Origin of the sequence: Sulfurovum zhangzhouensis, assembly GCF_030347965.1 — a bacterium.
Classification (GTDB): domain Bacteria; phylum Campylobacterota; class Campylobacteria; order Campylobacterales; family Sulfurovaceae; genus Sulfurovum; species Sulfurovum zhangzhouensis.
Genome location: NZ_JAQIBD010000001.1, coordinates 587,619 through 600,805, shown reverse-complemented (window position 1 = coordinate 600,805; position 13,187 = coordinate 587,619). Strand labels below are relative to the sequence as shown.

Below are 13,187 nucleotides of genomic sequence, written 5' to 3'. Positions count from 1 at the left end.
CTATTCTATAATAGTTTGAATTCTTTCGTTGATGTAATTTTGTATGAACTCACGTACTTCTGCATAGACAAAGGAGTCTTTGTACCCTTCGATCTTTCCGCCTGCTGCATTGGGATGTCCCCCTCCATTTCCAATAACGGCAGCCATCTTTGAAACATCCAGTTTATTATTGCTTCGAAGAGAGAAGTTCCCTCTGAAGTTAACATCCATATAGAAATCATAATCATCATTTTCTACCATACAAGCATTACCGATTATTGAAGCGCTTCCTATGTTATAGCCCAAGATACCTTTGGCATTTTTGTAGGTGATGGTCAGACGTTGTTTTTCGGTAGTTAGAAGAGCAGTTACATATGCAGCTACCAGGTTGTCTTTTGTATTATTCTTCTCTTTGAGAAAAAAGCTTTTTTTGATCTGATGAAGTTCATCGTCAAGCTTGATTGGTGCATCTGTATTATGGATCATTAGCTTGGCTGCCTGGATCATAGAAAGTTTGAAGCCCCTATCTTCGGCAGGAAACAGTATACGGTTGATTTCTTTAGCCCCGGAGATCATTCCTAGCATCACTTTCCCATACTCAAAGAGTTCATCTTCACTAACCCATATATCGATTGCATTGATCGCCTGTACAATCGTGGCAAGATCATTCTCACTGTCAAATCCATAGTGTTGTTGCAACCAGTTGTAAGTGATCAAAGTCGCACTTCTGCTTGTATCAAGCAGGTACCATGCAAAACGTTCTGCAGCATTTGCACCTGTAGCATGATGGTCAAGAAGTTGAAGTTTTGCACCGATGCGTATCGCTTCTTTTTCGATCCAGCTTCCTTCTTTGGTTGTAAGGTTGAGGTCTGTGATAAGGATCAGCCGCTCTGTATCCTCTCCATGAAGGAACTTGTCCTGTTCGATCCTTTTTACGATCTCTTCCAAGCGGGCTGTAACTTCCGGACCATAGTTGGCATTGAAACAGTCGATTTTGTTAAAACATTGTGTAGTAAGGTACTGACAGCCGTAACCGTCAAGATCGATATGCGACAGATGATAAATATGCTGTTGCATCATCAAATGATGTCTCCAAGCATTAAACCATCAAGAAAGTCATCTACTTTACGTTGAAAAGTTGCTAAAAAAGGCGAAATAGAGCATGTCCCAATACTCCCGTTAGGACAGGTTGCAGCATATTGGGTACAGTCAAATACCGCAGGTGCTTTACCTTCAGCTGCAATGATGATCTCCCGTACAGAAATTTCATCAATCTCTTTCATTAAGATAAACCCTCCTTGCGCTCCTTTTTTTGATTCAAGAATTCCGGCTCTAGCTAGGTTTTGCAGAATTTTTGCAAGAAAGCTTTTGGGGATACAGAGTTCATTAGCAAGTTGCTCTGCGCCGATAGGTTTTTCGGATTGTCTGATCGTATCCAGGGAAAGCAGCGCATACTCAGTTGCTCGTGTTAATAACATAAAAATAAACCTTTTCAATATAATTAGGAGTATATTACTCTAAATTAGATTAGAAAAACGAATAACTTTTTATTCTTTAATTTAAGAGTAATCTATTCTAAGTCCAAAATAAGCTTTATATGCTATTATTGCGTTCCCAAAAATAATATTTTGAGAAGAATTAAATACCAATCAGGAGGTCAATCATGGCTTTGGATCAGGCGAAAAAAGCAGAGATTATTGCAAAATACGCTAGAGGCGAAAACGATACAGGTTCTACAGAAGTACAAGTAGCTCTTCTTACAGAGAGAATTGTATATTTAACTGAACACCTTAAAACAAATAAAAAAGATCACTCTTCAAGACTTGGTCTACTTAAACTAGTAGGACAAAGAAGAAGACTTATGAGATACCTTAAGAATACAGATCTTACAAGATGGACAGCGATCAAAGCTGAGCTTGGTATCAGAAACTAAGCATTTCCACTGCAAACTACAAACCATCTCTTTTGAGATGGTTTACCTCACATTTTTTACCATTTACTAATCATTTAACATCCATTATTACTCAAATACTACACTTATAGCTTAGGCTTTACATTGTTTACTATAGGTCCAATAGTATCAGCATTTAAGTTAGTTAGAGGGACTCATATTTAGTTGAGTCAGTTTGACTCATATTATACTTGACAAAATATGACTCAATGTTGTATAATAATTTCAAGCATCATAAAAAGATGTATAATGAATTAAGAAACAGGAGGTTGTCTATGGCTCAAGAAGAGAAAGAGACTCTTGAAGATCAGATGACAGAAGGAATGGCTTCATCTGAAACTCAGGCTACAGAAGAAGCAGAAGAAGGCACTGTTGATCCTTTGGAAGCTGCACAAGCTGAAGCTGCAGAGTGGAAAGATAAGTATCTACGTGCTCATGCGGACTTTGAAAACTCCAAAAAGCGTTTGGAGAAAGATAAGAACAACGCTGTATCTTATGCCAATGAGAGCTTTGCAAAAGATATTCTTTCCGTAATGGATTCTTTTGAGAATGCTCTTGCTGCAATGAACAGTAATAATGAGAATGATTCTGATACATATGTGCAGATGATAGAAGGTGTAAACCTCACTTATGAGCAACTAAAAAAGATCTTGGAAAAGAATAATATCAAAGAGATCGAATGCGAGAGTGAGTTTGATCCTGAAGTTCACCAGGCCATTATGCAAGTGGAGAGTGATAAACATGAATCTGGTCAGATCGTACAAGTGATGCAAAAAGGCTATACGATCAAAGATAGAGTGCTTAGACCGGCTATGGTGAGTACCGCTAAATAAAGGTGAGTGAATCTCACGTTTATCGGTGTGAAACCGAAGCGTGTCGAACCAAGTGAGCCGCGTAGGCAAACCTGTAAATAAGATTTAGAAGTTAACAATTATAAAAAGGAAGAGAAAATGGGTAAAGTATTAGGAATTGACTTAGGTACAACTAACTCTGCAATGGCAGTGTATGAAAATGGTGAAGCAAAGATCATCGCAAACAAAGAGGGTAAAAATACTACTCCCTCTATCGTGGCTTTTACTGATAAAGGTGAAGTACTTGTTGGTGAATCTGCAAAAAGACAGGCAGTAACAAACCCTGAGAAGACGATCTACTCGATCAAGAGAATCATGGGTCTTATGATGAGCGAAGAGAAGGCAAAAGAAGCGCAAAGCAAACTTCCTTACCATATTATCGATAGAAACGGTGCATGTGCGATCGAGGTAGCAGGTAAGACTTATACGCCTCAAGAGATCTCAGCAAAAGTATTGATGAAGATGAAAGAGGATGCAGAAAGCTATCTTGGTGAGACTGTAACAGATGCAGTTATTACAGTACCTGCATACTTTAACGATGCACAAAGAAAAGCGACAAAAGAGGCTGGTACGATTGCGGGTCTTAATGTACTACGTATTATCAACGAGCCGACAGCTGCAGCACTTGCATATGGTCTGGATAAGAAAAATGCTGAGCAGATCGTAGTATATGACCTTGGTGGTGGTACATTCGACGTAACGGCACTAGAGACCGGCGATGGTGTTGTTGAAGTACTTTCAACAGGTGGTGATGCATTCCTTGGTGGTGATGACTTTGATAACAAGATCATCGATTATGTAGCAAATGAGTTCAAAAATGATACTGGTATCGATATCAAATCTGATGTGATGGCACTTCAAAGGGTAAAAGATGCAGCAGAGACTGCAAAAAAAGAGCTCTCATCTTCAACTGAGACTGAGATCAACCTTCCGTTCATTACAGCTGATGCGACAGGACCTAAACACTTGGTAACAAAGATCACAAGAGCGAAGTTCGAGTCACTCATCTCTGATCTTGTAACAAGTACGATCAAGACTGTGGAAGGTGTACTTAAAGATGCAGGGCTTGGTAAATCGGATATCAACGAGATCGTAATGGTCGGTGGTTCTACAAGAGTACCGCTTGTACAAGAGGAGATGAAGAAATTCTTCGGTAAAGACCTTAATAAGTCTGTGAACCCTGACGAGGTAGTTGCAATCGGTGCAGCTATCCAGGGTGGTGTACTTGCAGGTGATGTAAAAGATGTACTTCTACTTGATGTTACACCGCTTAGTCTTGGTATTGAGACACTTGGTGGCGTAACAACTAAAGTGATCGAAAAAGGTACAACGATCCCAGCGAAGAAGTCTCAGGTGTTCTCAACTGCTGAAGATAACCAACCTGCTGTAAGTATCCATGTACTTCAAGGTGAGCGTGAGTTTGCTAAAGATAACAAGTCTCTTGGTATGTTCGAACTTAGAGATATCCCGGCAGCACCAAGAGGTGTACCTCAGATCGAAGTAACATTCGATATCGATGCAAACGGTATCTTGACCGTAACTGCATCAGATAAAGGTACTGGTAAATCTCAAGATATCAAGATTACAGGTTCATCAGGACTAAGTGATGAAGAGATCGAAAAAATGGTTCAAGATGCTGAAGCACACAAAGCTGAAGATGAGAAAAGAAAAGCCGTAGTTGATACTAGAAACCAAGCAGATGCACTGGTACACCAGACTAGAAAGTCTCTTGCAGATCTAGGTGATAATTTCGATGCAGCTGAAAAAGCGAACATTGAAGCTGCGATCGCAGAGCTAGAAGCAGTACTTAAAGATGACAATGCGACAAAAGAACAGATCGAAGAGAAAGTAAAAGCATTGACTGAAAAGAGCCACAAACTAGCTGAAGCAATGTATGCGAAAGAGCAGGGTGGTGCAGCTGAAGGTGCGAAAAAGGCAGACGATGACGATGTTATCGATGCTGAAGTAGAGTAAGACGAAACTTCAGTAAAATGAGAGTAGTCGTAGAGTACTCTGCTGATGAAGTCTCAGTGACAACAAAACAAACGGGGCTTTGCCTCGGCTGTGTCCTATCAATAGTATGATTTTATCGATGCTAAAGTAGAAATCCTTCGATTATTTCATAAACTATCTTGACCTCCACCTTTTTGGAGGTCATCTTTCCTATATAAATTTTCTTATAAATCCATTACTTTATTTTATTGTATAATTGAGTAAGTATGCGTACCAGCATGGAGGTATTTTATGTCGAGTGAGACAGCAAAAAAGTATTCAAGTATTTCCAAAATTTATGATATCTTCGAATGGCCGGTAGAACAAATCCTCTTTAAGAAGCTACGTAAAAAAGCTGTTGCTTTAGCAAAAGGTAAAGTATTGGAAGTAGGTGCAGGAACAGGTAAAAACTTTCCTTACTATGACAGAAAGAGTGTAGAGTTGACTGCTATTGATTTTAGTGAAGGTATGCTTGAAGTCGCACAAAAAAAGAAAAACAACTTGCGATGGGATAGTCTCAAACTCTTGCAAATGGATGTAGAGAAAATGGATTTTAAAGATAATTCTTTTGATTTTGTTATAAGTACTTTTGTTTTCTGTACAGTGTCTGATCCGCAAGAAGGTCTAAAGGAGATTATGAGAGTTCTTAAGCCTGGTGGAAAAGCTATCTTTCTTGAACACATGAAGAGTAGATATCATGTGATTAATATTTTCCTTTTTATCATGAACTTTTTTTCAACTAGATTACTCGGTACCTCAATGTTAAGAGAGACACAAAAATCGATTGAAAATATGGGTTTTCAAGTAGAGTCAGTTGAAAATTATTTTTTTGATGTGGTTCGTTTAGTCATTGCCAGAAAAAATCATTGATCATTGAAAACGCTATTTTTACCGACTATTCTGCTATAATAGATCAACATAATTTCATGTAGGATAGTTTTATGGAAACAAAAAAATGTTCGACGCTTGCTGAAGCAAGAGACGCGATTGATAAAGTAGATGAAGAGATCGTTAAACTGATCGCCCAACGCAATGAGTATATCAAACAAATTGCACATTTTAAGACATCTATTGATGAAGTAAAAGCGCAAGACAGAATCAATGATGTGATTTCCAGAGTCAGAGCTCAGGCAATTGAATTGGATCTTTCACCAAATCTTATCAATGATCTCTATGTTCGTATGATCGATGGAATGGTTGAGAGTGAGATCGCTGAGTTTAGGAATGCTAAAGGGGCATAGAAACCGATAGCCTTTTCATTCCCTCGATGTACTACGTGGGAAGAGGAAAGAAAAAGATATCTTTTCTACATATTTGACATTGATTGATATTTTTGTATAAAATGAAATAGAGTACTTCTTTGATGAAGCAATTATCAGAAGAAAGGAAAGTGCTATGTCGAAAACAACAACTCTTATTAAAACAATCAAACTTCCCCATACAAATGATGGAAAGATCACAATAGTTAATATCAATGAACCATATGGTGAATTCAGTACACCGGTGACAAGTATTGGTATTTCTTTGGATGATTCAGATCCTGAATGGATTGTTCATATCCCAATAGCTAAAATTGATGAGCTTATTGCTGCTTTACAGGAAGCAAAAAAAGTATGTGAACAGAGTGATACGGGATATCATCTTCATGATGAATTGGGAGCTGATACTGGTGGGGGCGGCGCATAATACTTTGTGCCCAACTACATCTAACTAAAATGGGAAAGAGAAGAGGGGCATGGAATAAACGTTAGTTTTTTTCATCCTCATCATCTGAAACGGCATCGACTGTGGCACCTGCTACATCAATTGTTGTGCTGACAGCTGCACCTGCAACATAGACTGGTGCAGTTACTACCTGGGTACATCCCGATAAAAATAAAAGAGTTATATATATCATTAAGGCTAATTTTTTCATAGCGGCATTATAACTAAAATAGTTTGTGTACTCTATTGCACATTTGCTATGGTACAATAAATTATTCCAAAGTAAAGAAGAGTGATGAAAATACTGTTGCTTGAAGATGATGTCATACTCCAAGAGATTATAGAAGAGTTTTTAGTTGAAAAGGGATATGGCGTTGAAAGTTTTTATGATGGTGAGAAAGCACTTGATGCGATAGGGGAAGGCAGATATGATCTTTTATTGCTTGATGTCAATGTACCGAACATAGACGGATTTGAGATACTTGCCTACCTCAGAGATATAGGTAATACCACACCGACGATCTATATTACTTCACTTGCCGGTGTAGAAGATCTTAAAAAAGGATTTTCGTTGGGGGCGGATGATTACCTCAAAAAGCCTTTTGAATTGGAGGAACTTGATGCGCGTATTACACATATCATCAAACTCTACCGTCTGCAGGATGAGATAGAGTTTGATGGAATAAAATTTATTCCTAAAGCTCATCAGGTGATCATAGGTGATGAAATTATAGAGATGAGACAGAAAGAAGCACAGGTTTTAGAATATTTTATTAGAAACAGCGGTAAGATTATTTCCTGTGATGAGATCATAGAGAATGTGTGGGATGAGGAACATATTCCTACGCATGCTACGATCCGTACCTATATAAAAAACTTGCGTAAGCTTTTGAGTCGCAGTAAAGAGTATTTTGATAATATCAAAGGAGAGGGATATCGTTTTAACATCGTATGAGCGTAGCTCTCTCGTTCGCTTTTTGGCACTTTATTTAGGATCAGTATTTGTTCTGCTTGCGATTATTGGTTATCTATTTTTTGAAAATAACCGTTCATCGATGCTTAATGCAATAAAGTTTGAGATGATGTATCAAGGACGTATGCTCTCTTCAGAGATCGTAATGAAAGCGATGAAAACGACAGAGAATATGGTTGAATCGGATATCGTTGAATATCTAGAGAAGCTTGACTTGTGCCGCTTTGATGTAGGATACTATGACAGCGATCGTGAACCTATCTATACACAAATTGAAAATTTTAAACAATTTGGTAAAGCATTTTTTATTGAGGGGCATAGTTGCTTTGCTATTGTGGAGGACTACAGTGAGCATCTTGGTGTACGGTATATCGTTCTGAGAGAAAGTGAATTGACCAAAAACCTGCAAGCACTACGTATACGTATAATCTCCTACCTGGTATTATCCTTTATTCTTATGGGTATAGTTGGGTATTTCCTGGGAAGGCTTTTTTTACAGCCTGTACGTGAGCAGATCGAATCTCTTGACCGTTTTATCTCTGATACAACGCATGAACTCAATACGCCTATCTCTGCAATCTTAATGACGATACAGTCTCTTAAAAATGTAGAGGAGAAAAAGTTAGCAAGGCTCAGAGCCAGTGCACAAAGACTAAGTATGATGTACAGCTCTTTAACCTATAGGTTAGAGGGTATAGAGGAGCCGGATGATTTTGTTGATTTAGAAATAGTAGTGAATGAACGTATCGAAATGATGAAAGAACTTATCGAGGCAAAACGATTAAAAATGAAAACAGATATAGAGCCTTTTAGAATGATGATATCTAAACGTTCAGCTGAAAGATTGATCGATAATTTACTCTCTAATGCGATTAAATATTCTGATGTGGGTGATAGCATTATGGTTTCACTCAAAGATAGAGTACTCAAGGTACAGGATACAGGGATCGGTATGCCTCATCATGTACAAGCAGATATCTTCAAGCGTTATGAAAGAGCCAATAAGGAGCGGGGAGGATTTGGTATTGGTTTGAATATTGTTCTAGATATCTGCAGAAGATACGGAATTAGGATAGACCTTATATCCAAAGAAGGAGAAGGGAGTACCTTCATCCTTACTTTTCCAAGGGATAGAAGTGACTTTACTCTACGCTATTCATCAAGATACTGATGATATCTGTCATTGTTATAATACCAAGCAGTTCATTATTGTCTGTAACAAGCATACGTTTGATGGAATGCTGTACCATCATTCTGGCAGCATATTTGACATCAAGCTGTGATGAGACTGCAAATGCTGGGGTTGCAGCAATATCATAGACATTAAGTAGATCGATATCACCATCTTCAGCGACAATACTCTGGAGAATATTTTTAAATGTGACAAGACCGTATGCACCGTGTGGTGATGTTTTCTCTACGATTACAGAACGTACCTTGTGTTCTTTCATCATCCTTAGAGCTTCTCTCACTGTTGCCATAGGTGAGATCTTGATCAAATTTTCTGCGGGTGTCATGATATCTTTGGTTAACATTGAATTCCTCCTAACATAGTTTTTATGTTGTCTTCAAATTGGTGTAACTCATCTGTATCCAGACCGGCAACATGGGTAAGCGGCAGTGTGAATGCCATCCCTGAGTTATCCGGGTTATCCAGATCGAACTCTTCTCTTAATGCACGCATTACTTTCATGGTGAGTTTTCTAGGAAGGACAAAGAGCAGGACGGAGACATTCTCCTCAAGCGTGAGGCCAAAGAAAACCTTTTTTTCTTTGAGGCCTATGTTCTTCCCATGCAGGATCGTCACAGAGCCTGCGCCTGAATCTTTGGCCACTTCGATTGCTCTTTCTTCATCTTTGTCTTGAATGACCGTAATCAACGCGCTGAATTTCATACTTTTTCTCCTTCTGCTTTAGGTTGTATGTAATGTGCTATGATACCATAACCCATCACTGTGATCATCGGGAAGAGTGATGCAAATGCAATCAGTCCGAACCCATCAATAAGCGGATTTCTTCCTTCTATATTTTCAGCCAATCCCAGACCTAGTGCCGCAACAAGCGGTACGGTTACTGTAGAAGTTGTAACCCCTCCACTGTCATAGGCAATAGGAATGATATAACGTGGGGCAAACTGTGTCATTATAATCACAAAAATGTATCCAACAATAATATAGTAATGGATAGGATCTCCTACGACGATACGGTATGCACCCAGTGCAATACCAACTGCTACCCCTATAGCAACCGCAATACGTAAAACCATCTGTTTGATACTTCCGCTGCTGATCTCTTCGGCTTTGATGGCAATGGCTAACAATGAAGGTTCAGCCATAGTTGTAGAAAAACCAATCAAAAAAGCAAAAAGATAGATCAGCAAATTATTTTTCATAGCAGTCAATTGGAATGCAATAGTCTCTCCAATAGGGAAAAGACCCATCTCCAATCCAACAATAAAAGCATAAAGCCCCAAGATCACCATGATGATCCCGGTAATAATCTTATGCAAATATACCACCGGTTTCTTGATAATTATATACTGAAAGAAAAAGATCACAGCCAGTATAGGGGCAACATCCTTAATGACTCCTACCAAGTCTAGAAGCGTTTCTATAAGGCTAAACTGATAAGCCACTGCTGTAGCCTGAGTTCCCTCTGCCATAGTTTTTATGCTTACTACAGCTGCAGGCGCAGCCTCAGCCATTGCGTAAACAATGATCCCATAAACCTGTACAAATATCATAGGAGTCAATGATGCAAAGGCGATAAGACCAAACCCATCTATCACAGGATTACGACCTTTGATACTTGAAGCAAGACCAATCCCCAGTGCGGCTACCAATGGAACTGTCACCGTAGAAGTTGTTACACCTCCACTGTCATAAGCAAGTCCGATAATCTCCGGAGGTGCAAAAAAAGTAACCGCAACAACAAGAACATACCCGGTGATGATATAGTAATGAATCGGATGCCCTAGCAATATGCGAAGTGTCCCCAGAGCAATGGCAAATCCTACAGAAAGTGCAACGGTCATACGCAGAAAAAAAGCATCAACTTTTCCTGCACTGATAGAAGCAGCCTTATCTGCTATGGCAATAAGGGCAGGTTCTGCAACAGTGGTTGAAAAACCGATCGTAAAAGCGAATAAAAGCAGCCAGAAGACAGAACCTTTTTTTGCAAAATCAGTAGCAAGATTTTCACCTATAGGGAAGATCCCCAGTTCCAATCCCCGTATGAAAAGCGCTAATCCTACTGCCACAATCGTCAATCCGATAACAATAGATAATAGGTTTTCAGGTATTGTACTAATGATTACTATCTGGAAAAAAGCAACAACAAGAATGATGGGCACGAGATCTTTAAATGAGTTTTTCAGATCTCCGCCGAATATTTTCAAACTTTCTTTTATCATGGGTATAATTATATCTTTTATAACCCATGGTAAAGATTTAATATAAACCTAATATGGACTTTTTCTCACTCAACCATTCATAGGTTATTGTTTAGTCTTCTTTTGGCTGATCTTCTCCAACTTTACAGCCTGTATCAATACCAAGCAGTGCATAGGGAGGACACCATCCAATTGCGGCAGTGAGAAGTAAAGCAACACCAAGGATATCAGCGATAATCCAACCCTTCATTAATCCTGCTCCAAGTAATACAACTCCCAATACTATTCTAATTATCCGGTCAATTTTTCCTATATTGCATTTCATAGTCTACTCCTTTTAAATATAGCAATAGTATAGTATTACAATGTGGTATCTGTGTGTACCCATCCAAACTATCTCTGATTTAAATATTCTACTAAACCATTGAAGTTTTTCTCATGTCCAAAACAGCTGCTGGAATTACAAATCATAAATCCTTCATTCGTATCGTTTTTCAAATAGGTGAAAGGATAGATAATACTATCCAGACTAGAACAGTTTTCCAGAAGCATATTTTCTTTAGCTTTTATGATGATGTCATCTTTGAGGTAGCGTACTACCATTGAACTCATGAGAGGAGAAGAGATAGGCTGACGCATAATATCATAGGAGTGTATCTCCAGTGACTTGAAAACAAATTTCTTGTAGACAGTGTCTACAAGAGAAGAGAGTGAGTGCAGCACGTTGAGCATGACAGCCAGAGCAGAAGGATAAGAACTGTCATAAATATCTGCACTTGTTTCAAACTCTCCACGTGAGAATTTCCACAATCCGTTGTTGTAGTACTTCTCGATAGCATTGTTTGCAAGCTTTGTGGCAGTCATAAGATACATTTCATCAAGCGTGCTTTCATAAGCCTCGATCAGTGCATCTGCCAGGTAAGCATAGTCTTCTAAGAATGCATGGATCTTTGGTTCTTTCCCTATCAATGTAGAGTGAAAGAGCTGAGAGTGGATATACATATTCTCTAACAGTGTGTCTAGGGATATTTTTGCATGTTCCAAGTATCGTGGTTCAACACGTCCGGCTTGAAAGAGGGCTTTGATCATCATGGCATTCCATGAAACCAGAATCTTTTTATCGACAAACGGATATACATGCTTTTCATCTCTACGTTTTTTAAGCGCTGCAATCGCTTCAGTATAGTATGGAATATCGATATGGACCGGCTCATCCACGTGGATAATGTTTTTGCCTTCGAAGTTACCCTCTTTTGTAATATGCAGTGCAGTTGCAAGTGCATCATGTACTTTTTCCGGGATACCTGCTTTTGTAAAAGATTTGATGGCTTTATCATAAGTGTAGACAAAATATTTGCCCTCTTCACCTTCGGTATCGGCATCACTCGCTGAGTAAAACAGGGCATTTTCACTCATTTTTTCGAGCATAAAATCCAAGGTTTCAAAGGCTACTCTTTTGTAAAACGCTTCACCGATTGTATGGTAGGCTTTGAGATAGAGCTCACTAAGCAGGGCATTATCATAGGTCATCTTCTCAAAATGCGGTACCAACCATTTATCATCAGTACTATATCGGCAAAATCCACCGTCTACAAGATCTCTAAGACCACCTTTAGCCATTGAGACCAATGAATGTTTAGCCATATTCAGCGCTTCTTCATCTCCGGTGATACGGTGCAGGTCAAGTAAAAGTTTAAGCAGTGAAGTTTGCGGAAACTTCGGTGATTTATTGAATCCTCCATCTTTATGGTCAAAGAGTTGTTTTGCCTGATCGATAAAACGAGCAGTGATACTCTCATCTAAACGTGTAGCTTGAATCTTATCTTTGCGTGAGCTTATGAATCCAAGTATCTCATTGGCTTTTTCTGTAAGTAGATTCTTTTCTTTTTGATATTTTTCGGCGATGACTTCCAGAAGTGAACTGAAGCTCATCATCCCATATTTCGGTTCATCAGGTATATAGGTTGCAGAGTAGAAAGGTTTAAGGTCCTGTGTAAGGAAGATCGAGGTGGGCCATCCTCCTGGACGTCCGTTCATGAGTTGATAAACTTCTTGGAAATGTTTGTCGATATCAGGACGTTCCTCTCTATCCACTTTGATAGAGATGAAGTATGTATTGAGTATCTTGGCTGTAGCTTCATCTTCAAATGACTCTCTCTCCATTACGTGACACCAATGACAGGAACTATACCCGATGGAAAGAAAAATCGGTTTATTTTCTTTCTCTGCTTTTTGAAAAGCTTCCTCTCCCCAAGGATACCAATCTACGGGGTTCTTGGCATGTTGTTGCAGGTAAGGAGAGTATTCATTTTCGAGATGATTTGCCATTATTCAACCTTCTTTGAGC

The 13,187-nt window shown here is 38.9% G+C and carries 16 protein-coding genes; 8 read left to right on the top strand and 8 right to left on the bottom strand.

The features are described from left to right. Positions 1–1,056 (bottom strand): DHH family phosphoesterase, encoded by a 1,056-nt coding sequence (locus PGH07_RS03275; protein WP_289412509.1) that lies wholly within the window; start codon positions 1,054–1,056, stop codon positions 1–3. 2 nt (positions 1,057–1,058) lie between these two features. Continuing rightward, a complete protein-coding gene (locus PGH07_RS03270; RefSeq protein ID WP_289412508.1) occupies positions 1,059–1,457 on the bottom strand; it encodes an RrF2 family transcriptional regulator in 399 nt (132 codons plus the stop codon). A gap of 185 nt (positions 1,458–1,642) precedes the next feature. Here PGH07_RS03270 and rpsO point away from each other — a divergent pair, with 185 nt between their 5' ends. From rpsO to PGH07_RS03240, 6 genes are all read left to right on the top strand, one after another. Continuing rightward, positions 1,643–1,912 carry a 30S ribosomal protein S15 gene (gene rpsO / locus PGH07_RS03265; RefSeq protein WP_289412507.1) on the top strand — a complete coding sequence of 90 codons (270 nt, stop codon included), beginning with the start codon at positions 1,643–1,645 and terminating at the stop codon, positions 1,910–1,912. A 293-nt stretch (positions 1,913–2,205) separates the two neighbouring features. Further along, positions 2,206–2,763: a nucleotide exchange factor GrpE gene (grpE, locus tag PGH07_RS03260; protein ID WP_289412506.1), complete on the top strand. Its 558-nt coding sequence runs from the start codon at positions 2,206–2,208 to the stop codon at positions 2,761–2,763. A 117-nt stretch (positions 2,764–2,880) separates the two neighbouring features. Beyond that, positions 2,881–4,755 carry a molecular chaperone DnaK gene (dnaK, locus tag PGH07_RS03255; RefSeq protein WP_289412505.1) on the top strand — a complete coding sequence of 625 codons (1,875 nt, stop codon included), beginning with the start codon at positions 2,881–2,883 and terminating at the stop codon, positions 4,753–4,755. Between the two features lie 270 nt (positions 4,756–5,025). Beyond that, positions 5,026–5,643, top strand: a complete 618-nt coding sequence (locus PGH07_RS03250; protein WP_289412504.1) for a class I SAM-dependent methyltransferase — start codon at positions 5,026–5,028, stop codon at positions 5,641–5,643. A gap of 71 nt (positions 5,644–5,714) precedes the next feature. Then, on the top strand, positions 5,715–6,014 hold the full coding sequence (locus PGH07_RS03245) for a chorismate mutase (RefSeq protein WP_289412503.1): 300 nt from the start codon (positions 5,715–5,717) through the stop codon (positions 6,012–6,014). 154 nt (positions 6,015–6,168) lie between these two features. Then, on the top strand, positions 6,169–6,459 hold the full coding sequence (locus tag PGH07_RS03240; protein WP_289412502.1) for a hypothetical protein: 291 nt from the start codon (positions 6,169–6,171) through the stop codon (positions 6,457–6,459). A 61-nt stretch (positions 6,460–6,520) separates the two neighbouring features. Here PGH07_RS03240 and PGH07_RS03235 read toward each other — a convergent pair whose 3' ends face one another. Next, positions 6,521–6,670 carry a DUF6726 family protein gene (locus PGH07_RS03235; protein WP_289412501.1) on the bottom strand — a complete coding sequence of 50 codons (150 nt, stop codon included), beginning with the start codon at positions 6,668–6,670 and terminating at the stop codon, positions 6,521–6,523. Between the two features lie 102 nt (positions 6,671–6,772). Between PGH07_RS03235 and PGH07_RS03230 the strand changes: the two genes are divergently transcribed. Both PGH07_RS03230 and PGH07_RS03225 read left to right on the top strand, forming a co-directional pair. After that, positions 6,773–7,432: a response regulator transcription factor gene (locus tag PGH07_RS03230; protein ID WP_289412500.1), complete on the top strand. Its 660-nt coding sequence runs from the start codon at positions 6,773–6,775 to the stop codon at positions 7,430–7,432. Continuing rightward, a complete protein-coding gene (locus PGH07_RS03225) occupies positions 7,389–8,621 on the top strand; it encodes a sensor histidine kinase (protein WP_289412499.1) in 1,233 nt (410 codons plus the stop codon). Before PGH07_RS03230 ends, PGH07_RS03225 begins: the two co-directional genes overlap by 44 nt. On the opposite strand, the gene PGH07_RS03220 is transcribed toward PGH07_RS03225, so the two are convergent. The 5 genes from PGH07_RS03220 to PGH07_RS03200 form a co-directional block, all read right to left on the bottom strand. Continuing rightward, a complete protein-coding gene (locus tag PGH07_RS03220) occupies positions 8,593–8,985 on the bottom strand; it encodes a CBS domain-containing protein (protein ID WP_289412498.1) in 393 nt (130 codons plus the stop codon). The two genes, PGH07_RS03225 and PGH07_RS03220, sit on opposite strands and share 29 nt — an antisense overlap. Next, entirely contained in the window at positions 8,979–9,344 is a 366-nt protein-coding gene (locus PGH07_RS03215) for a transcriptional regulator (RefSeq protein ID WP_289412497.1), read from the bottom strand. Before PGH07_RS03215 ends, PGH07_RS03220 begins: the two co-directional genes overlap by 7 nt. Beyond that, positions 9,341–10,861, bottom strand: a complete 1,521-nt coding sequence (locus tag PGH07_RS03210) for a DUF1538 domain-containing protein (RefSeq protein WP_289412496.1) — start codon at positions 10,859–10,861, stop codon at positions 9,341–9,343. The genes PGH07_RS03215 and PGH07_RS03210 overlap by 4 nt, the downstream gene beginning before the upstream one ends. Before the next feature lie 91 nt (positions 10,862–10,952). Continuing rightward, the gene (locus PGH07_RS03205) at positions 10,953–11,165 is read right to left on the bottom strand and encodes a YgaP family membrane protein (protein WP_289412495.1); all 213 of its coding nucleotides are present in this window, start codon (positions 11,163–11,165) and stop codon (positions 10,953–10,955) included. Between the two features lie 68 nt (positions 11,166–11,233). Then, a complete protein-coding gene (locus PGH07_RS03200) occupies positions 11,234–13,168 on the bottom strand; it encodes a thioredoxin domain-containing protein (RefSeq protein ID WP_289412494.1) in 1,935 nt (644 codons plus the stop codon). Between the last annotated feature and the right edge of the window lie 19 nt (positions 13,169–13,187).

Bases quoted from the DNA above. Each gene is read 5' to 3' on its own strand.
- PGH07_RS03275 (WP_289412509.1), bottom strand. From the start codon at position 1,056: ATGCAACAGCATATTTATCATCTGTCGCATATCGATCTTGACGGTTAC.
- PGH07_RS03270 (WP_289412508.1), bottom strand. From the start codon at position 1,457: ATGTTATTAACACGAGCAACTGAGTATGCGCTGCTTTCCCTGGATACG.
- rpsO (WP_289412507.1), top strand. From the start codon at position 1,643: ATGGCTTTGGATCAGGCGAAAAAAGCAGAGATTATTGCAAAATACGCT.
- grpE (WP_289412506.1), top strand. From the start codon at position 2,206: ATGGCTCAAGAAGAGAAAGAGACTCTTGAAGATCAGATGACAGAAGGA.
- dnaK (WP_289412505.1), top strand. From the start codon at position 2,881: ATGGGTAAAGTATTAGGAATTGACTTAGGTACAACTAACTCTGCAATG.
- PGH07_RS03250 (WP_289412504.1), top strand. From the start codon at position 5,026: ATGTCGAGTGAGACAGCAAAAAAGTATTCAAGTATTTCCAAAATTTAT.
- PGH07_RS03245 (WP_289412503.1), top strand. From the start codon at position 5,715: ATGGAAACAAAAAAATGTTCGACGCTTGCTGAAGCAAGAGACGCGATT.
- PGH07_RS03240 (WP_289412502.1), top strand. From the start codon at position 6,169: ATGTCGAAAACAACAACTCTTATTAAAACAATCAAACTTCCCCATACA.
- PGH07_RS03235 (WP_289412501.1), bottom strand. From the start codon at position 6,670: ATGATATATATAACTCTTTTATTTTTATCGGGATGTACCCAGGTAGTA.
- PGH07_RS03230 (WP_289412500.1), top strand. From the start codon at position 6,773: ATGAAAATACTGTTGCTTGAAGATGATGTCATACTCCAAGAGATTATA.
- PGH07_RS03220 (WP_289412498.1), bottom strand. From the start codon at position 8,985: ATGTTAACCAAAGATATCATGACACCCGCAGAAAATTTGATCAAGATC.
- PGH07_RS03215 (WP_289412497.1), bottom strand. From the start codon at position 9,344: ATGAAATTCAGCGCGTTGATTACGGTCATTCAAGACAAAGATGAAGAA.
- PGH07_RS03210 (WP_289412496.1), bottom strand. From the start codon at position 10,861: ATGATAAAAGAAAGTTTGAAAATATTCGGCGGAGATCTGAAAAACTCA.
- PGH07_RS03205 (WP_289412495.1), bottom strand. From the start codon at position 11,165: ATGAAATGCAATATAGGAAAAATTGACCGGATAATTAGAATAGTATTG.
- PGH07_RS03200 (WP_289412494.1), bottom strand. From the start codon at position 13,168: ATGGCAAATCATCTCGAAAATGAATACTCTCCTTACCTGCAACAACAT.